This is a genomic window from Streptomyces sp. NPDC096079, assembly GCF_040303145.1.
Lineage (GTDB): Bacteria > Actinomycetota > Actinomycetes > Streptomycetales > Streptomycetaceae > Streptomyces.
This window is the reverse complement of sequence record NZ_JBEOST010000004.1, coordinates 358,958-381,828: the sequence shown is the minus strand read 5'-3', so window position 1 is coordinate 381,828 and position 22,871 is coordinate 358,958. Positions and strand designations below refer to the sequence as shown.

Sequence of the window (22,871 nt, the reverse complement as noted above, 5' to 3'; positions counted from 1 at the left end):
TGGCCGAGGAAGCCCTATAAAACCCGGACAGAAGAGGAAGAGTCGTATCCATGCAGGTCTGGCCGGGACAGGCGTACCCCCTGGGCGCCACCTATGACGGAGCGGGAACCAACTTCGCGGTCTTCTCGGAGGCCGCCCACAGGATCGAGCTGTGTCTGCTGCACGACGACGGCTCGGAGACGGCGGTGGAACTGCGCGAGACCGACGCGTTCGTGCGGCACGCGTATCTGCCGGGCGTGATGCCCGGCCAGCGGTACGGGTTCCGGGTGCACGGCCCGTACGCACCGGAGCGGGGGCTGCGCTGCAACGCGGCGAAGCTGCTGCTCGACCCGTACGCGCGCGCGGTGTCGGGGCGGGTCCAGTGGGGGGAGGCGGTGTACGGGTACCCGTTCGGGCGGCCCGACGCGCGCAACGACCTCGACTCGGGCCCGCACACGATGGCCTCGGTCGTGGTCAACCCGTACTTCGACTGGGGCGACGACCGGCGCCCGCGCACCGAGTACCACCACACGGTGATCTACGAGGCCCATGTGAAGGGCCTCACCATGCTGCACCCGGACCTTCCGGAGGAGCTGCGCGGCACGTACGCGGGGCTGGCGCATCCGTCCGTGATCGGCCATCTGAGGGAACTCGGCGTCACCGCGCTCGAACTGATGCCCGTTCACCAGTTCGTGAACGACCACCGGCTCGTGGACGCGGGCCTGTCCAACTACTGGGGCTACAACACGATCGGCTTCTTCGCCCCGCACAACGCCTACGCGTCCTGGGGCGACCGGGGCCAGCAGGTCCTGGAGTTCAAGTCGGCGGTCCGGGCGCTGCACCAGGCGGGCATCGAGGTCATCCTCGACGTGGTCTACAACCACACCGCCGAGGGCAACCACCTGGGCCCGACGCTCTCCATGCGGGGCCTGGACAACCCCTCGTACTACCGGCTCGCGGACGACCCCCGGTACTACACGGACACCACCGGCACCGGGAACTCGCTGCTCATGCGCTCCCCGCACGTGCTCCAGCTGATCATGGACAGTCTGCGGTACTGGGTGACCGAGATGCACGTGGACGGCTTCCGCTTCGACCTCGCGGCCACCCTGGCCCGGCAGTTCCACGAGGTGGACCGGCTGTCCTCGTTCTTCGACCTGGTGCAGCAGGACCCGGTGGTGAGCCAGGTGAAGCTGATCGCCGAGCCGTGGGACGTCGGGGAGGGCGGTTACCAGGTGGGCAACTTCCCGCCGCTGTGGACCGAGTGGAACGGCAAGTACCGGGACTGCGTGCGGGACCTGTGGCGGGGCGAGCCGCGCACGCTCGCCGAGTTCGCCTCCCGGCTGACCGGGTCCTCCGACCTGTACCAGGACGACGGCCGGCGGCCGCTCGCCTCGGTCAACTTCGTGACCTGCCACGACGGCTTCACCCTGCGCGACCTCGTCTCGTACAACGACAAGCACAACGAGGCGAACGGCGAGGGCAACCGCGACGGCGAGGGCTACAACCGCTCCTGGAACTGCGGGGTCGAGGGCGAGACCGACGACGTCGGGATCGCCGAGCTGCGCGCCCGCCAGACCCGCAACTTCCTCGCCACGCTGATGCTCTCGCAGGGCGTGCCGATGCTGAGCCACGGCGACGAGTTCGGGCGGACGCAGGGCGGCAACAACAACGCCTACTGCCAGGACAACGAGGTCTCCTGGGTGCGCTGGCCGAAGGAGAACAGCGAGGCGGAGGCCACGCTGCTGCGCTTCACGCGCGCGATGGTCCGGCTGCGCCGTGACCATCCGGTCTTCCGGCGCCGCCGCTTCTTCCACGGCCGGCCGGTGGAGGGCACCCACGACGAGCTCACCGACATCGCCTGGTTCACGCCCGAGGGCGAGGAGATGACCTCCCGCGACTGGCAGGCCGCGCACGCCCAGGCGCTGACGGTCTTCCTCAACGGCAACGCGATCTCGGAGCCCGGGACCCAGGGCGAGCGGATCGCCGACGACTCGTTCCTGCTGATGTTCAACGCCTCGTCGAAGGAGCTGGAGTTCGCCGTCCCGGACAGTCACGGACGGTGCTGGCGGATGGTCGTGGACACCTCGGACCCGGAGGGCATGCCGCCAGGGGAGGGCCCGGAGCTGGCGGGCGGAGAGCGGGTGACGCTCGCGCCGCTCAGCCTGACCGTTCTGCGCCGGCCGGCGTGAGCGCGCGTGCGGGGGCCGTCACCCGCACCGTCCAGGACAGCGCGGCGCAGGCCACGGCCGCCCCCACCGCCACCGCGAAGGCGGCGGGGGCGCCCCTGCCCTCGGCGAGCCGTCCGGACACGGCCAGGGCGAGGGCCTGGCCGCCGACGATCCCGCTGGTGAGGAAGGCCATGGACTCGGCGAGCCGGGAGGCGGGCACGGTCCGCTCGGTGAGGCCGAAGACCGTGATCAGGTGCGGGGCGTAGGCGGCGCCGAGGACGACGACGACCGCGTACAGCGCGCCCAGGGACCCGACGAACAGCAGCGGCACGGAGAGGAGGACGAGCCCGGCGGTCGCGGCCCGCCAGCGGGTGGCGAGCCCGATCCGGGCGGGCACGGCGGCCATGGAGAGGCCTACGGCGGCGCTCATGACGCCCATGGCCGCGTAGACGAGCCCGGCCTGCGCGGGCGCGCCGAGCTCCTCGGTGAGGGCGGTGATCCCGGCCTGCGAGGCGCCGAACATGGCGCCCTGGAGGACCATCGTGCCGCGCAGGGCGTACGCGGATCCGGGCAGGCGCGTCCGTTCGGCGGCACTCGTACGGGTGGACGCGACGGGCGCGATCGCGCGGGCCGTCGGGTGGAGGGCGAAGGCCGTCCCGCAGCCGACGAGGAGCAGCGCCGCCAGGAGCAGCGCGGCCGCCGGGTGGGCGAGCGCGGCGGCGAGGCCGACGAGGGCGGGCCCGAGGACGAAGGAGACCTCGTCGAGGGTGCCCTCGAAGGAGAGCACCGTGCCCACGAGCCGGTCGTCCGCGCCGGAGCGGCGGGCGAGGGCCACGGAGCGGGTCCGGGCGAGCGGTCCGACCTGCGGGACGGTGGCTCCGGCGAGCGCCCCCAGCGCCATCAGCGGCCCGGTGGGGGCGTCGGCGAGGGCGGCGAGGACCAGGGCGGTGACGGCGACCGCGTTGGCGAGGGAGGCGGCGAGGACGACCCCGCGCTGGCCGTGCCGGTCGGCGAGCCGGCCGATGACGGGCCCGGCGACGGTCTGTCCGGCGGCGAGCGCGCCGCCGGTGAGGCCTGCGGTGGCGAGGGATCCGCTCGTCTCGGCGACGAGGAGCAGGCTGCCGAGCTGGCACATGGCGGTGGGCAGCCGGCCGAGGAAGGAGACGACCGGCAGGGCCGGCCCGAGCAGCGACAGAGTGTCGCGATACATCCGGAGCATCACGCGAACGTAACGCGATGCACTCGAACGGGTGCATGGGGCGATGACACAGAAGCCCTCCGGCGGGGTACGTACGTTCGCATGACGCCCAATCCACCCACCTCGACCTACCGGTTGCAGCTCCAGCCGGAGTTCCCGTTCGCGGCCGCCGAGCGGGCCGTGCCGTACCTCGCGGGCCTCGGGGTCTCGCACCTGCACCTCTCCCCGGTCCTGGAGGCGGTGCCCGGCTCGACCCACGGCTACGACGTCACCGACCACCGGTCCGTCCGGGCCGAACTGGGCGGCGAGGAAGGCCTGCGGTCCCTGGCGGCGACCGCGCGGGCCCGGGGGCTCGGGCTCGTCGTGGACCTGGTGCCCAACCACATGGCGGCCTCCCCGCGGCACAACCACGCGCTGCGCGCCGTGCTCCGCGAGGGACCGGACTCGCCGTTCGCCCGCTGGTTCGACATCGACTGGCGGGCGGGTGACGGCCGGGTGCTGCTCCCGGTGCTGCCCGCGCGGCTCCCGGAGGTCCGGGACCGGTTCCGGGTCGCGGACGGCTCCCTGCACCTGGACGGGCAGGAGTTCCCGCTCCGCGCGGGCACCGGGGACCTGCCGCTCGACGAGCTGCTCGACGCCCAGTGGTACCGGCTCGGCTGGTGGCGGCTGGCCCGCACGGAGCTGGACTACCGCCGCTTCTTCACCGTCTCGGAGCTCATCGGGGTGCGGGTGGAGGACCCCGAGGTGTTCGCCGCGAGCCACGCGAAGATCGTGGAGCTGGTCGCGGACGGGGTGATCGAGGGGCTGCGCATCGACCATCCCGACGGGCTCGCCGACCCGCAGGGCTATCTGGAGGACCTGGCGGAGGCGACGGGCGGGCGCTGCTGGACGGTCGTCGAGAAGATCCTCACCGGGGCCGAGACGCTGCCCGCGGCCTGGCCGGTCGCGGGCACCACCGGGTACGACGCGCTGCGCCGCGTCGACGGCGTGCTCACCGACCCGGTGGGTGCCGACGAACTCGCCGACGTGTACCGCGAGTTCGTCGGCAAGGCCGGGGACCGGGGCGGCCGCTGGGAGGCGACCGCGAGCCGCGCGGCGTACGAGGTGGTCACCCATGACCTGGCCGCCGAGACGGCCGCCCTGACCCGGATCGCCGGCCGGGTCTGCGCCGCCGACCCCGCGCTGCGCGACCACGCCCCCTGGGCGCTGCGCACCGCGATCCGGGAGCTCCTCGTCCGGGTCCCCGTCTACCGCCCGTACCGGACGGGCGGCGAGGAGGTGCTGACACCGGAGGCGGCGCGCGGCGCGAAGGCGGCGTTCGCGGTGCCCGAGGAGGCCTCGGCGGTGGACGCGGTGCGGGCGCTGGCGCTCGGCGCGCTCGGCGACGGACCCGAACACCGGGCGTTCCGGGCGCGGTTCGCGCAGACCTCGTCCGCGCTGCGGGCCAAGTCGGTGGAGGACACCGCCTTCTACCGGTACACCCCGCTGCTCTCGGCGAACGAGGTCGGCGGGGACGCGGGCCGCCCCGCGGTTCCGGTGGAGGAGTTCCACGCGTACTGCCTGCGGATCGCCCGGGACTGGCCGGCCACCGGCACCGTGCTCTCCACGCACGACACCAAGCGCAGCGCGGACGTCCGGGCCGCGATCGCGGTGCTCGCGCAGTGCCCCGAGGTGTGGGCGGAGCTGCTGACGGAGGTCGCGGGGGTGCCCGCGCCCGACCCGCACGTGGCGTGGACGGCCTGGCAGACGGCCTTCGGCTTCGGCGCCCCGGACCCGGACCGGCTGGGCCCCGCGATCCTGAAGTCCGTGCGGGAGGCGGGTCTCAGGACCAGCTGGACGGAGCCGGACGCCGAGTACGAGCGGGCGGTGGCCGAGTTCGCGGCGGCCGGGCCCGGCCGGATCCCGCTGCGGACGGCCTCGGAGGCGGCCTTCGCCCTGGAGCCGCACATCCGGGCGCACGCGCTGGGAGCCCTGCTCGCGCAGCTGACGATGCCGGGGGTGCCGGAGCTGTACCAGAACACGGAGCGGGAGTACCGGGCGCTCGTCGACCCGGACAACCGGGCGCCGTTCGCGGCCGGCGAGGACGACGACCGTACGGCTCTGGTCCGGGCGGCGCTGCGGCTGCGGCGCGCGCACCCGGAGGCCTTCGGTCCGGGCGGCACGTACGTCCCGCTGGCGGCGGAGGGCCCGGCGGCGGCGCACTGTCTGGCCTTCGCCCGTTCCGGCCGGGCGATCACGGCCGTGACCCGGCTCTCCCTGCGCCTGGCCCAGGCGGGCGGCTGGCAGGACACGGAGCTGGTGCTGCCCGAGGGGCGCTGGGCCGACGCGCTCGACGGGGTGCGGGAGTTCACGGGCGGTCCGGCGACGGAGGTGAAGCTGGCGGAGCTGTTCGCGGAGCGGCCGGTGGCGCTGCTCGTCCGGGTGGGATGAACGCCGCCGCCACGACCATGACAAGCTGATGATCATGACAAAGGATCAGACCGGGCGGATCATCGGCGCCGCGTTCGGGCTCGTGTTCGTCCAGGCCAACGCGGGCAGCCTGCCCACGGCGGTCGCCATGCCCCTGCGGCTGCTGTCCCTCGCCGCGTTCCTCTGGGTGACCGTCCTCGGGCGGCGCGGAAGCGGCGTGGCGGGCACGGCGACGCCCGCGTCCCGCACCCGGTTCGGCCGGAGCTACTGGTACGTGGTGGCGGCCGAGGTGCTCGGGCTCGTGGCCGGCCTCGTGGTGATCGCACGCGTGCTGCACGCCCCGCAGGCCGCCGTGGGCTGGATCGCCCTCGTCGTCGGCGTGCACTTCTCCGGGCTCGCGGTCGCCTGGCGCAGGCCGGCGCTCCATGTGCTCGGCGCGTCGATCGCGGCCTGCGGCGCCGCGGGCCTGGCGCTCGCGGCCCTCGGTGCCCCGGTGGCCGCGGGCCGGACCGTCGCCGGGATCCTCCCGGGGTTCCTGCTGCTCGCCTCGGTGCTGCGGCCGGGCCGCGAGGACCCGGCCGCGCCCGTGGAGCGGGTCAGGAGCGGGACACCCGCGTGACCTCGCACTTGGTGTACTCGGAGCCGTCGCCGGTGCCGGGGTACTCGGTGGAGAGTTCGGCGGTCTTGGTGGCGCCCGCCGCGACCGCGATGGCGGTCGTCCTCGACTGTGCCGGGGTCACGGTGGCGCCCGCGCCACCCGTGAACTTCATCGTGACGTCGTAGTCATAGTCGAGCACGCCGTCGTTCTTGATGGTGATCCGGCCGACCAGCTTCTTGGTCGCCGGGTCGAACTTGCACTCGTCGATGGTGACATCGCGCAGGGCCTTGTCCGCGCTGCCGGAACCGCCGGACACGGAACCGCCGGAACCGCTGCCCGAGGTGCCGTCGTTGTCGCTGTGGTTGCTGCCGTTGCTGTGGCTGCCGCTGGAGCTGCTTCCGCCGCAGCTGCCGCCGTGCGAACCGCGGGCACCCGTCAGGGCGACCACCGCGATGCCGAACACAGCGATCGCACGGACATGACGCATCTTCATGTTTGAATCCCCGTTGAAAGTGGTAAAACGAACGCCCGTTGACGAGCGCACGTCACCCTAACAGCGGTCGCGGGGCTCCTCGTCGCGCCGCCGATCCGGTTCAACCGCCCGGGCGGACGATCAGGCTCCGGGGCGCGCGCGTGATGAGTCCGGTGGACACGGGACGGAAGCCGTCGGCCAGGCGCAGCCGGGGCATGGCCGCGAAGAGGGCCCGCAGGGCGTACTCCGCCTCGAACCCGGCGAGCAGGACCGCGGGGCAGAACCCCGACCCGTACGTGAGCTGTCCCGGGTCGTCGCGGAAGGGGTCGAAGCGGTCCGGTTCACGGAAGCGCTCCGGGTCGCGGCCCGCGGAGCCGAGGAGCAGGGCGACGGACGCGCCCGCCGGGACGACACCGCCGCTCACCGGCACCTCGGCGCTCGTGCGGCGCACCGCGATCTGCACGGGCGGGTCCCGGCGCAGCGACTCGGCCCAGGCCCGGGCGACCTGACCCGCGGGGGCTTCGCGCAGCGCGGCGACCTGGTCGGGGTCGGCGAGGACGTTGGCGAGGAAGGAGGCGAGCGCCTTCTCCCGTACGGCGATCTGGCCGCCGCACTCCCCGGCGAGCGCGCCCGCCGCCCGGCCGCGGACGAGCCGCATCATGTCGCGGTAGGGCACGCCGACGGCGGCGGCGACGGTGCCGGCCGGCAGCCAGTGGGAGAAGTCGGCGACCAGGTCGGCCTGGGGCCGTTCGGCGATCCTGCGGGCCAGGACGTGGGCGGTGCGTTCGGTGACCGCGCGCAGCGCCTCGATGTCGACGTCGACGTGGACCCGGGCGCACGGCGGGTCGCCGGGCCGGTGCCCGTGGGTGAAGCGGGCGTCGGTGAGGGCGGTGGCCACGTCCGCGTACCGGCTGAGGACCCAGGCCCGCAGCAGCGGGTCGTAGGTGAGCGGGAACTCCTCGCGCAGCGTGCGGTGGATCCCGTGCGGGTCGCGCGAGGCACCGGGGTCCAGGGGGCTCGGCGCGACGGTCCGCCCGCCGGGCGGGACGGGTCCGGCGGCGGACGGGTCCGCCAGGGGCCGTACGCGACCGGTGACGGGGGCCGCGCCCGCGCGGGGGGCGGTCGGGGCGCCGAGGCGCCCGGCCCTCTCGGCCGACGGTGTCGCCGGCGCCATCGACGGCAGTCGCCTCCAGGGATCGCCGGACTCCTCCGGCCGTTCGCTCCGTATGCCCGGGTGCGGGTCGCGGTTCGGCGCGTCGCTCATCTCGCCCCCTGCTCGCTCGGCGGTGGGTACCGCGGCCGGAGATCGTGGCGCGCGTCTGCCCAGCCCATCATCCGGTGGGCCTCCCCGCCCGCCGCATACCGCCGAACGGGTGAAGGCCCGTGAAGCGTCGTTCCGTCGTGTCAGTCGTGCGAGAGCCGGAACGACATCTGGCCGAAGCCGACGACGTCCCCCGGCCGCACGACCACGGCGCCGGTGACCCGCCGCCCGTTGACGGTGGTGCCGTTCGTCGAGCCCAGGTCCCGCAGCACCCACAGACCGCCCTGCAGCGAGAGCTCGGCGTGCAGCCGGGAGGCCGTCTCGTGGCTGAGCCGCAGACCGTTGACGGGGTCGCGGCCGATCCGCAGCGGGTACGGGCCGGGGTGCGGCAGCAGCAGCTTCGGCAGCCGCTCCGCGCTCCAGGCCCGCCCGACGCGCGCCGTGAACGCCGACATCCGTTCCACCGCGCCGACCACCCGCCGGGTCCACGTGCCCTCGCTCCGCAGGTCGGCGGTGAGCAGGGCGAGTTCGTCGGGCCGGCGGGCCTGGAGCGCGCGCTCCATCCGGAAGACGAAGGTGTCGTGCGAGAGGCGTCCCTGGGCGGCGCCCTCACGGAGCAGGACCAGCGCGCGGTCCCGCTCGGCGTCGGTCAGCCGCCGTGGGGTGTTCGCCGGAAGCTCGAAAGGGGTCGTCACATCCGAGATTGTCGGCCCGTCGGGCCCGAAGTGTCCAGAAGGGCCCCGGGCCTGGGGAAACTCCGTACACGCTCGTGACGGTTCGATGTTACGGTCCGGCGTCCTCACCGCAGACATCCCCAGGGGGAACCCAGACGTGACCTCGTCTTCCGCACCGTCCGCCACCACCCTCGTCGTCCGCCCGCTCACCGGCCCCGACGAGCTCGACCTCTTCCTCCGCCTCAGCTACTCGCTCGACCACGAGCTGGCCGACGACCTCGCCACCGGGCGGCGCGTCCCCGCCTGGATGTGGGTGGCGCTCGACGGCGACCGGCTCGTCGGCCGGCTCGCCTGGTGGACCAACGCGGCGGGCGCGGAGCCGCTGGCGCTCGACTTCTTCGACCTCGCCCCTGAGCTCACCCCCGACGAGCGCGCCGAGGTCGGGCTGCGGCTCCTGGCCACCGCGACGGCCGCGGTGATCCCCGCGGGCACGCGGCGCCCCGAGTTCGGGCGCTTCATGCCGGCGGACTGGCGCGAGGTCCCGGAGACCCGGTCGTCCCTGGAGTCCCTGTTCTCCGTCCTGGAGCGCACGGGCGCCCGCCCGCTGGTCGAGCGGCTGCGGCTGGAGTGGCGCCCCGGCACCCCCGTGGCGGAGCCGGAGGGCCGTCTGGAGTTCCGTCCCGTGCGGGACCGCGAGGACCTGCTCGCGCTGATGGCGCCGGTCATGGAGGGCACGCTCGACGCCCACGGCCAGGCCGATCTCGCCTCGGGCCTGTCGGCGCGGGAGGCGGCCGAGCAGCACTTCGACGAGGAGCTCGCGCAGTACTCCTCGCCGCGCGAGTGGTGGCGGGTCGCCCAGCTGCCGGGCAGCGGCGAGCCGGTCGGCTTCGTCGTCCCCGCGCGGAACAACTACCACCACACCATCGCGTACATCGGTGTGCTGCCCGCCCACCGCGGGCACGGGTACATCGACGACATCCTGGCGGAGGGGACCCGGATCCTCGCCGGCACCGGCGTGCCCCGCATCCGCGCGGCGACGGACCTGGGGAACGTGCCGATGGCCGCGGCCTTCGCCCGCGCGGGCTACGTGGCGTTCGAGCACGCGATCAACTACGTGTGGGACGCGCCGGGCGAGTCGGGGTCCTGACTGCCAGGATGGTCGCGGTAGCGGCTGGAGTGACCGTCGACGAGGGGATTCCCGTGCTCTTCGAGGTGTGGGCGCCGAGCGCCCGTGACCGGGTGACGCTGGAGCTGAACGGCTCGGCGCATCCCCTGGACCGCGACGCCGAACGGGACGGCTGGTGGTCGGGCGTCGTGCCCGCCGAGGACGGCGACCGGTACGGCTTCTCCCTCGACGGCGGGCCCCTGCTGCCCGACCCCCGCTCCCGCCGGCTCCCCGACGGGCCCGACGGCCTGAGCGCGGTCGTCGACCACTCGGCGTACACCTGGCGGCACGAGTCGCCCCGGCTGCGGCTGCGCGGCGCCGTCCTGTACGAGCTGCACGTCGGCACCTTCACCCCGGAGGGCACGCTCGACGCGGCGGCCGCGCGGCTCGGGGAGCTCGCGGGCCTCGGCATCACCCATGTGGAGCTGATGCCGCTGTGCCCGTTCCCCGGGGTGCGGGGCTGGGGGTACGACGGGGTGGCGCCGTGGGCGGTCCACGAGCCGTACGGCGGACCCGGGGCGCTGAAGCGGTTCACGGACGCGGCGCACGGGCTCGGCATGGGCGTCGTCCTCGACGTCGTGCACAACCACCTGGGCCCCTCGGGCAACCACCTGCCCTCCTTCGGGCCGTACTTCACGGACACGCACCACACGCCGTGGGGCGCGGCGGTGAACCTGGACGCGCCGGGCTCGGACGAGGTCAGGGCGTACTTCCTCGGGAGCGCGCTCGCCTGGCTGCGGGACTACCGTATCGACGGGCTGCGGCTCGACGCGGTGCACGCCCTTGCCGACACGCGGGCACTGACCTTCCTGGAGGAACTCTCCTCCACCGTCGACGAGTTGGCGAAGGAGCAGGGCCGTCAGCACTTCCTGATCGCCGAGTCCGACCTCGCCGACCCGCACACGACCACCCCGCGCGCGCTCGGCGGCCTCGGCGTGCACGCCCAGTGGAACGACGACTTCCACCACGCCCTGCACACGGCCCTGACCGGCGAGTCCCAGGGCTACTACGGCGACTTCGCGCGCGCCCCGATGGCGGCGCTCGCCAAGACGCTCACCCGGGTCTTCTTCCACGACGGCACCTACTCGTCCTTCCGGGGCCGTCACCACGGGCGCCCGGTGGACCGGGAGCGCACCCCCGCCCACCGCTTCCTGGGCTATGCCCAGACGCACGACCAGATCGGCAACCGGGCCCTCGGCGACCGGCTCTCGGCCTCCCTCTCCCCCGGTCTCCTCGCCTGCGCGGCGACGCTCGTCCTCACCGGACCCTCGGTGCCGATGCTGTTCATGGGCGAGGAGTGGGGGGCGGGCACGCCCTGGATGTACTTCACCGATCACACCGACCCGGAGCTCGCGGAGGCCGTACGGCGGGGCCGCAAGCGGGAGTTCGCGGCGCACGGCTGGTCCGAGGACGAGGTTCCCGACCCGCAGGAGCCGGCCACCCGGGACCGCTCGGTCCTGGACCGGACCGAGCGCGAGCGGGATCCGCACAAGCGGCTCCTCGCCTGGCACCGGCAGCTGATCGCGCTGCGCCGCACCCTGCCCGACCTGACCGACCCGGATCTGGCGGGCGTCAAGGTCGCCTTCGACGAGGAGGCCCGCTGGCTGGTCTTCCGGCGGGGGGACCTGCGGGTGGCCGTCAACCTGGGCAAGGAGCCGGCGGTGATCCCGCTCGGCTCCAACGGCCGCGACCGGGTCCTCGCGTCCTGGGACCCGGTCGACGCCCCGGCGAGGGACGGCGCCCTCCGACTCCCCGGCGAGTCGGCGATCGTCCTCACGGACGGCTGACCACCGCGCGCCCCGCCCGGCGAGCGCGTGCGGGGTGGCCGCGGCGCCCTACCGGCTCGCGGCGCCCTACTCGACGAGGGCCATCTCGTGCGGCGTGTTGTTGAAGCGGCGGCCCGCACCGTCCTCGGTGGCCGTGACGATGTCCTCGATGCGGACGCCGAAGCGGCCCGGGAGGTAGACGCCGGGTTCGATGGAGAAGCACATGCCGGGGACGATGGGGAGTTCCTCGCCCTCGATCATGTAGGGCGGCTCGTGGGTGGTGACGCCGATGCCGTGGCCGGTGCGGTGGATGAAGTACTCGCCGTATCCGGCGTCCGCGATGACCTTGCGGGCCGCGCGGTCGACCTCCTGGCAGGCGGCCCCGGGGCGCACCGCCTCGAAGCCGGCCTGCTGGGCCTCCCGGACCAGGTCGTGGACGCGGCGCTCCTCGTCGGTGGGCTCGCCGACGTGCACGGTGCGGGTGGTGTCGGAGCCGTAGCCGTGCTTGAGGCCGCCGAAGTCGAGGACGACCATGTCGCCGCGCTCGATGACCCGGTCGCCGGCCTCGTGGTGCGGGTTGGCGCCGTTGGGGCCGGAGCCGACGACGGTGAAGTCGACCTGCGAGTGGCCGAACTCCATGAGGAGCCGGGCGAGGTCGGCGGCGACGTCGGTCTCCTTGCGGCCGGCGAAGCGGACCTTGAGGATCTCGCCGTACGCCTGGTCGGCGGCGGCACCGGCGGCCGCGATCCTCGCGAGTTCATGGGCGTCCTTGACGCCCCTGAGCATCGGGAGGGCCGCGGTGAGGGAGACGTACGAGGTCCCGGGCAGGGTCTGCTGGAGGCCGAGGAGGTGCATCGCCCAGGCGTTGTCGCTGACGCCGAAGCGGCCGTCGGCGTCGAGGAGCGGGGCGGTCACGGCGTACGGGTCCTTGCCGTCGGTCCAGTCGCGCAGCGTGAGCGCGGCGGCTCCGGTGGCCTTCTCGGCGTCGGGCGCCTCCAGGGTGGGGACGACGAGGACCGGGTCCTGCCCCGCGGCGAGGACGAGGACGGTGAGGCGCTCGGTGATCGCGGTCGGCTGGTAGCCGGTCAGGTAGACCAGGTCGGGGCCGGGGGCGACGAGCACGCCCGCGAGCCCGGCGTCGGCGGCGGACTCGGCGGCGCGGGCCATCCGGGCCCGGTAGTCGTCCGCGGTGAAGGGCACGACGTCGTCGGTCGCGTGGGTGCTCGACATGGGGGCCTCTCCTCGGCGTCCTCGTCCGGTGCGTCGTACAGCATCCTGCCGGGCGGCGGCGCGGGCCGCGACCGGATGGGGTCACGACGCGTTCAGCGGCGGTCGGGCCCCTGGGCGATGAGCCGTTCCAGGAGCGCGTGGAAGTCGTCGCCGACGACGATCCGCAGGTCGCCCCGCTCCTCGTCGTGCTCGCTGAGCTGGGTGAGGGTGCCGCCGCGCCACCAGAAGACGTACGGGCTGATGGCGCCCGGCACGTCCTCGTACCCGGCGGCGGCGAAGGAGGCCATCGCGCCGAGGGCCGGGATGATCGAGGTGTCCCGGATGGGGTGGAAGGCGAGCTGGTGCCGGAACGGCAGGGCGACGAGCGCGCCGTGCTCGCCGAGCGGGACGCCGGTGACCCGCTGGGCGACGCCGTCGAGGTCGAGGACGCGGCTCGCGGTGTAGAAGGAGTCGCCGAGGATGACCTCGAAGCACATGCCGTCGGCGTCGCGGACGGTCTCGTGCTCCTCCACGGGCAGCCCGCGCAGGTTGCGCAGGGCACGGTCGCGCAGCTGCCCGTGGTCGCCGAGCCGCTCCAGGGCGTCGTCGGTGAGCATCATGACGCTCTCCGGCAGGTCGAGGGCGAGGACCTCGTAGAGCCCGGGGGCGACGGTCCTGGCGTAGCCGAAGGCCGCGGCGTCGATGCCGTCGCCGCTGACGACCCTGGGGTAGAGCTGGGCGCGGATCTGCTCGGGCCGCAGGGTGTCCAGCGCGGACGGGCCGTCCATCGCGCGGACCACGAGGCCGATGTGGCGCTCGATCATGCCGGGCCAGACGCGGGGGCCGCGCCGGTCCTGGTGGCAGACGGCGGCGAGGTTGCCGAGGCCGAAGCGGCGGCCCTTGTCGTCGATGACGTGGTCCGCGTAGACGCTGACCTCCAGGCCCAGCTCGGCGAAGGTCTCGCGGACCCGGCCGCGGAAGAGCGCGGCCTCGCGCTGGGAGAAGTACGCGAACTCGGGGTCCCTCGGTGCGTCGTCGCCGTCCCGCCTGGGTCCTCGTCGCAGCCACCCCACGCCCGTCCGCCTTCCGTCGCCGTTGCGCACAGGGTAGCGAGTGCGGGTGTCAGCTCCGCAGCCGTCGGGCGAACTCGGCCACCGGACCGGACGGTTCACGGCCCGCGCCGGCCGACAGGAGCAGCTCGGTGCGGTGCACCAGCCGGGGTGCGACCAGCGGCACGGCAGCGGCGCCCGGGAGGCCCTCCGTCGCGGACAGCGGCAGCAGGACCAGGCCCTGCCCGGCGGCGGCGAGGGCGGCGAGGGTGCGGGTGTCGGCGCCCTCGTAGCGCAGACCGGTGCGGAAGCCGCGCCCGGCGGGCCCGCCGTGGACGGCCCGGAGCCGGTCGAGGGGGATGCCGGCGGCGGGCGCGTCGAGCCAGCGGGCGTCGACGAGGTCGTCGAGGCGGAGCCCGGTGCGTCCGGCGAGCGGATGGCCGTCGGGCAGGACGACGGCGAGCCGTTCCTCGGCGACGCCGGTCGCGGTGAGCGGGGCGACGTCGGGCAGCCGCAGCGGGTCGCTGGGGGCGGCGATCCCGTCGACGAGCCCGGCGTCGGCCTCGCCGGTGGCGACCGCGACGGGCACCCGCTCGCGGGGCAGTGCGCGCAGCGTGACGCCTGCGGCGGGCAGCGCCGCGAGGGTGCGGGAGGTGAGGGCCAGCGGGGACGCGGCGACGTCCAGGGTCGCGCGGGGCGCGGCGGCGAACCGGTCGAGGTCGGCGCGGGCCGCGTCGAGGCGGAGCAGCAGCGCCCCGGCGTGTTCGAGGAGCCGCTCCCCCGCGGCGGTGGGGGCGACGGGCCGCCGGGTGAGCAGGGGCAGTCCGAGGTCGGTCTCCAGGGCGGCGATGTGCTGGGAGACGGCGGACTGGGTGTAGCCCAGCTCGCGCGCCGCCTCGGAGAAGGACGCGAGCCGGGCGACGGTGACGTACGTGCGGAGGAGGTGCGGGTCCACCGGCTCACGACCCCCAGGGGGTCTTCAGCAGGTCCTTGGCGTAGTGGGCGAGGGAGCGGTTGTAGCGGGGCAGCAGGGGCGCGAGGGCGCCGAGGGCGAGGGAGGCGGCCTCGCGGTCGCGGCCCGTGTCGACGAGGGCGAGGGCGAGGAAGGCGTCGACGGCTCCGGACAGGGCCTGCTCGTCGGCGTCGAGCCGGTCGGCGGACAGGGCCCGTTCGGCGGTGAGGAGTTCGACGCTGCGGTCCGGGCGGCCGAGGTTGCGCAGGCTGCTGGCGAGCTGGATGACGGCCCGGCGGCGGCGCAGTCCGGTGAGGCCGAGGTCCAGGGCGCGCTGGTAGTGGACGACGGCCTCCTCGGGCATGCCGGTGGAGTCGTGGGCGGCGCCCTGCTCGAAGAGGGCGGCCGGGTCGTCGGCGTGCCGCTCGGCGGCGAGGGCGGCGACGCGGGCGCGGAAGTCGGCCGGTTCGAGGTCGTCGAGGCGCTCCCAGAGCGCGGCGAGGCGGGTCTCCCAGTCCTGATCGTTCGTCATGCGGGTCACCCTAGTCGCAGCAGGATAAGCATCCGTGATGGAGTCAGCAGGAATCATCGTTGGACGTGAACGAGGGGGCGCGACGAGCATGATGCCCATGACGACGCACACGACCGCACTCCCCCACACCCCCCGGATCGCCCTGGTCGGCGACCGCTCCCCGCACGTCCGCTCCCACGTCCGCGTCCCCGTCCTCCTCGACGCCCTCGCCGCGCACGACGGCCTCGCCCTCGACGCGTACTGGATCCCGACGGGCGACGCGGAGGCCCCGGGCGCGGTGAAGGGCTTCGACGCGGTGTGGGTGCTGCCGGGGAGCCCGTACGCGAGCGAGGCGGGCGCCCTCGCGGCGATCCGCACGGCCCGCGAGGACGGCATCCCGTTCCTCGGCACCTGCGCCGGGTTCCAGCACGCCCTGATCGAGTTCGCGCGGGACGTCTGCGGCCTGGAGCGGGCGGCGCACGCCGAGAACGACCCGGCGGCCGACGCGGAGGACCTGCTGATCGCACCGCTCTCCTGCTCGCTCGTCGGCCACGAGGGCGTCGTACGGATCACCCCCGGTTCCCTCGCCGAGAAGGCGCTCGGGGCGGAGCGGACGACGGAGCGGTACCACTGCGACTACGGCGCCGACTCCCGTCACCTGGACACCCTGCGGGCCCACGGCCTGCGCTTCACGGGCGCCGACGAGGAGGGCGGGATCCGCATCGCCGAACTCCCCGCGCACCCCTTCTTCCTGGCAACCCTCTTCCAGCCGGAACTCTCGGACGCCGGCACCCGCCCCCACCCCCTGATCCGCGCCCTGGCGATCGCGGCGACGGAACACGCGCGCACCGGGGGCCGCTAGATCGCTCCTCCCGGGCGCGGCGGTCTGACCACGAAAGCCGAACGTGCCGACGACAGCTACTGGCGTCCACTCGCCTTCACGGGATCCAGAACGGCGATCCCGCAGCCATCCGACTGGGCCACCGAACCGCAAGCGGCTCGGTGGCCGTCTGCTGCCAACCTTCGATCGCGAGGCTGGCAAACAGCGCGAGATGGTCGAGCGGTGCATGGACTCCGGCTCGCTGCCGTCTTCATGTGGTCAGCCAGGTGGCCCATAGGAAACCTCAAGGCGCTCAGCTCCACCTCACCCGACACCACACGCGCCGCGCCCACCGCGAAACGGGGGCTTCACCGGGCCAGTGGAGCCCCGGGGCCGCTCCTACTCATTCTCCATTTCGGATTGATACACGGCCTCCACCAGGGTGTGGAACTCCGCATACATCTTCGAGAAGGTGCGCCAACCGTCGCGTACCGCGAGGAATTCGATGACGGACGAGAGGAGGTGTGCAAGACATAGCCGATCCTCGTCCGGAGTCAGCCGGAGATTCTCGAACCCCTGGAAGCGGAAGTCCGGGATCGCCTCCGACAGGAGCCTCCTGATCCAGTGCTGGCTGGACAGCTCTCCCGCGCGAACGGAAAGCCATTCATTAAACCCTCGCAGCACTCCACCATCGCGCGCGAGATCATACCCCTCGATGAACATCGCGGTTGAATGGTAGGTCCCATTGAGGCCGAATCCGCTCGGATTTTCCTGAATCCGAACGAGCAGATCCCTATCCTTCACCATGCCTCCTAGAATCCAAAGTCGATGATATTGTGCCGCAGCCACCTGGCCTTATAGTCTGCAATCAACTCCCCACTTCGGGGCGTCCATGCATCATAAACGCGGTCCTCATAGACTACGACGACATGGAAGAACCAACCGGCATCTACTCCGTGATACTTGGGGAGTATCGCCTCACCCACCGGCCGAATCGTTACAATTTTCCCACCTCCCAGACTCTTACGAATTCTTTCGGCACACACGTCACAGCCGCCAGAGTTCATGATCTCATCCAGGCCCCTAGGGATGCCGGGAACATCATGAGTAAGACAGTCCGCGCCACCGGTCGAGGCGAGCGCCATCGTATTCATCCCTGCGGACGAGCCGACGACCTCACAGAGACGCTTGACAGCCTTCAGCTTGTCAAACGTCTTCTCCAGCGCCCTGAGTTTCGCCCCGACGAGGACATCCGCACCGAGTTCCCAGCAGTTCTCGAAGTCCTTGTTCTCAAGGCATGATTCAAGATTGCCGAAGCCAGTGAGATCCAGAGCAAACTGGCCTCCCTCAGCCAGGGCGTCGCCCACTTCGTCCGCATAGGAGAACAGCTCACAGGAAACCCAGTTGTGCTGACACCAGCGCGTGAATTGCTGAGGATCGCAGGGTACGACGGCCTGGCCGCAACGGTACTGCTGGCGTGCAATGTAGCCCGGGTCCTGCATGGCCTTCTGCTTGGCCTCGAGGGCTGCCTTGCGTCGAGCCTCTTCCTCTTCCCTGTACTTCTTGACAGAGATCGTGAACGCCTCGGTCGCCGCCGTCAGTGCGGCCTGAGCATCCTCGCCGGCAGCGACGGAGGACTGACGGGCCTGGTCTGCGGCCGCCCAAGCAATGGAGGCCGACGCCTGCGCCATCTCGGAGGAGAGGGTGGCGTCCGATGCCGACAGCGCCGCATCCTTTGCAGCGGCTTTGGCTTGGTTCGCCGCATCCCGCGCCGTTGCAGCGGAAGCTGCCGCTCGGGCGGCTGAAGTCTCCGCCTCCTGAGCATACTTGGCCGCCTCCGTCGCGTTGCTCTTCGCTTCCTCAGCGGCATCAAGGGCCTTTTGCGCCCATTCGGCGGCCTCCGTAGCCGCCTTGCGCGCCTCTGCGGCCACCTTCTGGGCCAGCGCCGCATTCTTCTGCGCCTCGGCTGCGACCTTGGCCGCATCAGCGATCAGCTTTCGGACCTGCGCGACGTGGGTGGCAGTGAGGTTGTCCTTACGTGCGGCCGTGTACTGGCCGGACACTATGAACGCGTGCAGGGTCTGCGGCGAACCCTCGAAGGCGATCCTCGCCGCGGACTTGACCTCGGGCGTCCCGGCGTCGATCAGTTGCACGGCACGTACACGCTCGTCCTGGGTGCGAGCCGTGAACTGGCCCTTGGTCAGGAACTCGCTGTATCGCTTCGGGTCGCCGCTGTTGAGAGCCGCCCTTCCCGTGTCGGCAAGCACGGGGCCGGCCGTCGAGATGATCTGCGCGATGGCAACGCGCATGGGCTGGGATGCCACCTGATACTGACCCTCGTCGATGAAGGCGGTGACAACGCCTGCATCGCCATCGAGCGCGGTCTCGGCCGCTGCTCGTATTTCCGGGGTCTCACTCTCTTCGGCGAGACGCTCGACGTACGAGCGGTCGTCTTGCTCCTTGGCAGTCCTCCAGCCGTTCTTCACGTAGTCGAGGACAACCTCGTCCGGTCCCGCCAGAGCCGCCTCAGCCGCAGCACGTGCCCAGGCAGTCCCGTTCTGCATCACCCGAAGCGCCAGCTTCCGGCTGTCCGCAGCGACGACCGCAGGGTCGACTCCCGCTTCGGTCATCTTCGCGACAAGGCGACTCCGCTCGGCCTCCTGGTCCTTTGACGCCTGCTCCCGCTCTGCCGTCCTGGCCACGCCGGCTGCGTAGTCCGCCTTCTGGTCACGAGCCAGCTCAATACCCGCATTGGTGCGGCCCAGCAGCTCCTCTGCCTCGACCTTCCGAGCGAGTTCGTAGATCTTCTGAGCCTCAAGCACGGCTTCCGACGCGGTGTTGGCTGCTTGGGTGGCGGCATTTGCATGCGCTGTGGACTTGTTGGCCGCGGTTACAGCATCGCCTGCGTGGTCGGCGGCGTCCTCGGCAGCAGCTGCTGCATTATTGGCCCGCGTGGCAGCCGCGCGGGCCGCGTCGCGGGCCTGCCCGGCTGCGCTGGCGGCATCCCGGGACAGCTTTTCCGCGGCGGTGGCGGCGCGACTCGCCTCGTCAGCATGACGCTTGGTCGCGGCGGCCGCGGCGCGGGCCTCAGCGGCAGCGGCGCTTGAGCTTCCCGCGTAGTTGCCCGCCTCAACAGCCGCGTTGGCCGCAAGATTGGCGTTGGCACCGGCGCTGGCGGCGGAGACTGCGGCGTCGCCAGCGGCGGACGCGGCCTTCGAGGCCTGGTCAGCTGCATCGGCCGCAAGGTTTGCGTCCTTGGCGATGTTCCGCGCGTCCTGGGCTGCGGCACGTGCCGCAGCGGCGTCCTTCGCATCTACAGCTGCTGCAGCGGCTGCACCCTGAGCGCGCGCTGCAGCCTGGGAGGCAGCCGCGGCAGCGGCAGCGGCTCGGGATGCCGCGTTCGCCGCGATGCGTGCCGAGTTGTTCGCGGCATTGGCCGCGGCAATTGCCTTCTGCGCAGCCTTGGCTGCCAGCTTCGCTGCTGCGGCAGCACGGCCGGCAGCGTCAGCGGCTTCCTTCGTCTTGTCCTTGGCCGCTTCGGCCTCAGCCTGCGCCTTCAGGGCTGCGTTCTTGGCGTCCTGAGCGGAGTCCAGAGCCTCCTTGGATCGCGCCTTGGCAGCTTCGGTCTCCTTCGCTGCCTGCCTTCCTGCCTCCTTCGCCTGCGCCGCGAGTTGGGCGACACTGGCATACTCCGCGTCCTTGTTGCGGGCGACGAACTGACCGACTTCGATGAACTCCCTGCGGTCATCGGGTGTGCCGTTCAGTGCGATGCGACCCGCGGCCCTCACGTTGGCGCCGCCCACGCTGATGATCTGGACAACCTGCACGCGGTCGTCCTGCTCCTGCGCGAGGTGCTGACCCGTCTGCAGGAACTCGCTGACATCCTCGGACGTGCCGTTGAGCGCGGCCCTTCCCACCTCTTGGACGACAGGACGGGCAGTGCTGATGATCCGCGCGATCTCAACGCGTTGATCCTGCTTCATCGGAGCTTCCCAGCCCCAGCTGACGAAGCTAGCCAGGTCCTCCTCGCTCCCGGAGATAGCCACTCGGGCGGCTGCCATCAACTCCGAGCCACCGACACTGGCCAACTGCGCGGCGGAGGTGCGGTTGTCCTGGTGCAGGAGCCCGTCTGCGGCGGCGAGGAACGCCTGCACGTCTGCATCACTTCCAGTGAGTGCAGCCTCGGCGGCCGCCTTCACCTCGTTCCCCCCTGCCTGCCAGTACTCGAGGACTCGCGCGCGATCCGTGGGTGCCGCTCCCGTCAGGGCGGCGAACTCCACGGCCTGGCCCTGATCCACCCGACTGGGCACCGATCCGAGCAAGCCCAGCAGCAACGCCGTGGACAACAGTCCCAGCGTCGAGGTTCTTAGCGCACGCTCAGCAATCCCCGCTCTACGGCGCCGTCTGATTCTTAGATTCACTAGACACTCACCTCATCCACCAGCACTGCAGGGTGCTGCCTTGATTGGAATTCCGAGCGATCCTACGCACTCGGCGGACTCGGCTGCGCCTAGAGACCTCTCACACGTGAGGCAGAATCACACATGGGCAACGATTGGACAAAAGAGCCAGGAATACACAAAGCAGACTGTGACCCACGGCACACATGAGGGCGGTTGATTCAGAGCTAAGATGATCTCTCATTCTGTTCGTTGCCAGAACGGCGTGATAGGGGCGGGGGTTCTCGGGGGGGAACACGGTTTTCGGACTTGGCGTCACCTCACGCTGTCCGAAAGGATCCCTCAATGGCCTCTCGCACTCGTCGGCGCTTGCTCGTCGGCCTCGTCGGGACCCTAGCGACCGTACTCAGCGCGGCCACCCTGGCCGCTGCCTCGCCATCCACCACAGGTGCGACCGCCGCTCTTGGCGTGACCACAACGGAGGACACGGCGCCATTCGCCCTCGAGGACTTCTCCTATCCCGGGGCTGCCCGAGTCCTTACTCTTGAGGGGATCTCCCTCAAGAGAGGTGACGGGCACATCACCCTTGCTGCCTGCAACACCACCGTGGATCAAATCATGGTGCACACCATCGCGGACCCCTCTGTGGGCCGCAAGCAGACCTACTGCTTCGAGGCAAATGCCGCCATCGGCTACCTCTCCCTCGACCTGCCTCGGGTAATCGCCCTGGAATCGACAGGTCCGTCCTTCAGTGCCTCGCTGACTGCGGGTGAAGAAAAGTCCACTGTCAAGGTTCCCAAGGAGGGCTTCCTCAGCGTTGGCGAAGGCGACCTTTCCTCGGGAAAGCGCTCCGTCCTGGTTGAAATCCGCCTGGCTAGCTGAACTGAACCAGTAGCCGCGGACCAGCCGGATCCGCGTCGAGATCAACGAGGGTTCCGCCAGGAACGGCTCCTGCCCACCAGCGGTGAGTGGCAACTCGCATCCATGCGCCTTCGCCTGGAGTGGACAGGCCCTCGCCACCTCTCGTCGCCGGCAATGCACCGCGCCTTCCCTCCACCTTCACACCCACCTCAAGGAACCCCAAGTGCCAGCTACACGCCGACGACTCGCCGTCGCCACAAGCTTCGTTGCCGTCACCATGGCTGCCGCCACCCTCGCCGTGCCCGCCCGCGCGGTCAGTGGTACCGCGGCGACCGACACGTCCTACTCATTCACCGCCAAGCTGGAGATCGGTGACAGCGAAGCCACCATGCGCGCCTGTTCAGGTGCCCTGGTCGAAGCCCGCTGGATACTGACAGCGGCCTCCTGCTTCACCCGCGGTCTGACCGAACTCTCCCCCGGTGCACCGCCCGAGCGGACGGTCGTGACCGTAGGTCGCCGGGACCTGACCGATGCCGGGGACCAGTTCCACCCGAACGGCCTCATCACCACGGTGACCGAGCTGTACCCCTACCAAGGTCGTGACCTTGTCCTGGCGCGCCTCGAACAGCCGGCTTCCGGAGTCACCCCGGTATCTCTGGCCGCCGCACCGGCCGCGACGGGCGAGACCCTGAAGGCCGCGGGGTTCGGCCGGACCAAGACGGAATGGGCACCGACCACGCTGCACACGGCCGGCTTCACCGTCGAGGCCGCACAGGGCGACACTGTGGTCATGAACGGCCAGGACGGTGCGGCTGTCTGTGCGGGCGACACCGGCGGCCCCGTCGTCCGGGAGAAGGACGGCAAGATCGAGCTGGTCGGGATCAACAGCCGCTCCTGGCAGGGCGGCTGCTTCGGCGCAGATCCGAACGAGAGCCGCACCACAGCCTTCCCTGTCGATGTCGCCGATCCCGCCGTGTCGGCATGGCTGAAGAAGGAACGCGAGATCGTTCACATGGCTGACGCCAATGGGGACGGCCTGGATGACATGATCGTCCAGAGCGCAACCGGCGAAGTGCGAGTTCGCCTTGCCAAGAACTATCCGATTGCTGTCCAGGCCGGTCACCCCATTTACCGTTTCGATGAGGCCGTCCGCTGGAGCAGCGGCTGGAGCCGATTCTTCACGGGCACCGACCTCGGCCGCCTCTACTTCGCCGACATGAACGCCGACAACAAGGCCGACATGATCGTCCACACCACCGACGGCAACATCGCCATCCGTCTCAACACCGGCGCCGGCTTCAACGGCGGCACCAACTGGAGCACCGGCTGGAGCCGATTCGTCACAGGCACCGACCTCGGCCGCCTCTACTTCGCCG

Annotated in this window: 18 protein-coding genes; 8 read left to right on the top strand and 10 right to left on the bottom strand. The window is 71.8% G+C overall.

All coding sequences use genetic code 11. From position 1 onward, the window contains the following. The first annotated feature begins 50 nt into the window (after positions 1 to 50). Positions 51 to 2,171, top strand: coding sequence for a glycogen debranching protein GlgX (gene glgX / locus ABTY59_RS12060; protein ID WP_352018795.1), 2,121 nt, complete (start codon positions 51 to 53; stop codon positions 2,169 to 2,171). Here glgX and ABTY59_RS12055 read toward each other — a convergent pair. Next, complete coding sequence (locus ABTY59_RS12055; RefSeq protein WP_352018876.1) at positions 2,140 to 3,360, bottom strand: MFS transporter; 1,221 nt, start codon at positions 3,358 to 3,360, stop codon at positions 2,140 to 2,142. The two genes, glgX and ABTY59_RS12055, sit on opposite strands and share 32 nt — an antisense overlap. Positions 3,361 to 3,450: 90 nt before the next feature. Between ABTY59_RS12055 and treY the strand changes: the two genes are divergently transcribed. Together treY and ABTY59_RS12045 are read left to right on the top strand one after the other, a co-directional pair. Beyond that, entirely contained in the window at positions 3,451 to 5,778 is a 2,328-nt protein-coding gene (gene treY / locus ABTY59_RS12050) for a malto-oligosyltrehalose synthase (RefSeq protein WP_352018794.1), read from the top strand. 34 nt (positions 5,779 to 5,812) lie between these two features. Further along, positions 5,813 to 6,376 carry a hypothetical protein gene (locus ABTY59_RS12045; RefSeq protein WP_352018793.1) on the top strand — a complete coding sequence of 188 codons (564 nt, stop codon included), beginning with the start codon at positions 5,813 to 5,815 and terminating at the stop codon, positions 6,374 to 6,376. On the opposite strand, the gene ABTY59_RS12040 is transcribed toward ABTY59_RS12045, so the two are convergent. From ABTY59_RS12040 to ABTY59_RS12030, 3 genes are all read right to left on the bottom strand, one after another. After that, complete coding sequence (locus tag ABTY59_RS12040; protein ID WP_352018792.1) at positions 6,354 to 6,848, bottom strand: hypothetical protein; 495 nt, start codon at positions 6,846 to 6,848, stop codon at positions 6,354 to 6,356. The genes ABTY59_RS12045 and ABTY59_RS12040 overlap by 23 nt on opposite strands. A 100-nt stretch (positions 6,849 to 6,948) precedes the next feature. Beyond that, positions 6,949 to 8,091, bottom strand: a complete 1,143-nt coding sequence (locus tag ABTY59_RS12035; protein WP_352018791.1) for a cytochrome P450 — start codon at positions 8,089 to 8,091, stop codon at positions 6,949 to 6,951. A 140-nt stretch (positions 8,092 to 8,231) separates the two neighbouring features. Further along, entirely contained in the window at positions 8,232 to 8,783 is a 552-nt protein-coding gene (locus ABTY59_RS12030) for an FHA domain-containing protein (RefSeq protein ID WP_352018790.1), read from the bottom strand. A 136-nt stretch (positions 8,784 to 8,919) separates the two neighbouring features. On the opposite strand from ABTY59_RS12030, the gene ABTY59_RS12025 reads away from it, so the two are divergent. Together ABTY59_RS12025 and treZ are read left to right on the top strand one after the other, a co-directional pair. Then, a complete protein-coding gene (locus ABTY59_RS12025) occupies positions 8,920 to 9,909 on the top strand; it encodes a GNAT family N-acetyltransferase (RefSeq protein WP_352018789.1) in 990 nt (329 codons plus the stop codon). A gap of 53 nt (positions 9,910 to 9,962) precedes the next feature. Continuing rightward, positions 9,963 to 11,714 carry a malto-oligosyltrehalose trehalohydrolase gene (treZ, locus tag ABTY59_RS12020; protein WP_352018875.1) on the top strand — a complete coding sequence of 584 codons (1,752 nt, stop codon included), beginning with the start codon at positions 9,963 to 9,965 and terminating at the stop codon, positions 11,712 to 11,714. Between the two features lie 66 nt (positions 11,715 to 11,780). Here treZ and ABTY59_RS12015 read toward each other — a convergent pair whose 3' ends face one another. From ABTY59_RS12015 to ABTY59_RS12000, 4 genes are all read right to left on the bottom strand, one after another. Then, entirely contained in the window at positions 11,781 to 12,923 is a 1,143-nt protein-coding gene (locus ABTY59_RS12015) for an aminopeptidase P family protein (RefSeq protein ID WP_352018788.1), read from the bottom strand. Positions 12,924 to 13,015: 92 nt separating this feature from the next. Continuing rightward, positions 13,016 to 13,975, bottom strand: coding sequence for a DUF1444 domain-containing protein (locus ABTY59_RS12010; RefSeq protein WP_352018787.1), 960 nt, complete (start codon positions 13,973 to 13,975; stop codon positions 13,016 to 13,018). A 49-nt stretch (positions 13,976 to 14,024) separates the two neighbouring features. Then, on the bottom strand, positions 14,025 to 14,906 hold the full coding sequence (locus ABTY59_RS12005) for a LysR family transcriptional regulator (RefSeq protein WP_352018786.1): 882 nt from the start codon (positions 14,904 to 14,906) through the stop codon (positions 14,025 to 14,027). 4 nt (positions 14,907 to 14,910) lie between these two features. Beyond that, entirely contained in the window at positions 14,911 to 15,435 is a 525-nt protein-coding gene (locus tag ABTY59_RS12000) for a tetratricopeptide repeat protein (protein ID WP_352018785.1), read from the bottom strand. Between the two features lie 91 nt (positions 15,436 to 15,526). Between ABTY59_RS12000 and ABTY59_RS11995 the strand changes: the two genes are divergently transcribed. Continuing rightward, positions 15,527 to 16,276, top strand: a complete 750-nt coding sequence (locus tag ABTY59_RS11995; RefSeq protein ID WP_502995359.1) for a CTP synthase C-terminal region-related (seleno)protein — start codon at positions 15,527 to 15,529, stop codon at positions 16,274 to 16,276. Positions 16,277 to 16,633: 357 nt separating this feature from the next. Here the strand turns inward: ABTY59_RS11995 and ABTY59_RS11990 are convergent, their stop codons facing one another. Both ABTY59_RS11990 and ABTY59_RS11985 read right to left on the bottom strand, forming a co-directional pair. Then, on the bottom strand, positions 16,634 to 17,041 hold the full coding sequence (locus ABTY59_RS11990) for a hypothetical protein (protein WP_352018783.1): 408 nt from the start codon (positions 17,039 to 17,041) through the stop codon (positions 16,634 to 16,636). 5 nt (positions 17,042 to 17,046) lie between these two features. Next, the gene (locus ABTY59_RS11985) at positions 17,047 to 20,580 is read right to left on the bottom strand and encodes an ALF repeat-containing protein (protein ID WP_352018782.1); all 3,534 of its coding nucleotides are present in this window, start codon (positions 20,578 to 20,580) and stop codon (positions 17,047 to 17,049) included. A 399-nt stretch (positions 20,581 to 20,979) separates the two neighbouring features. Between ABTY59_RS11985 and ABTY59_RS11980 the strand changes: the two genes are divergently transcribed. Both ABTY59_RS11980 and ABTY59_RS11975 read left to right on the top strand, forming a co-directional pair. Beyond that, on the top strand, positions 20,980 to 21,516 hold the full coding sequence (locus ABTY59_RS11980) for a hypothetical protein (RefSeq protein ID WP_352018781.1): 537 nt from the start codon (positions 20,980 to 20,982) through the stop codon (positions 21,514 to 21,516). 256 nt (positions 21,517 to 21,772) lie between these two features. Next, the coding region (locus ABTY59_RS11975; RefSeq protein ID WP_352018780.1) for a S1 family peptidase at positions 21,773 to 22,871 on the top strand (1,099 nt) is incomplete at its 3' end.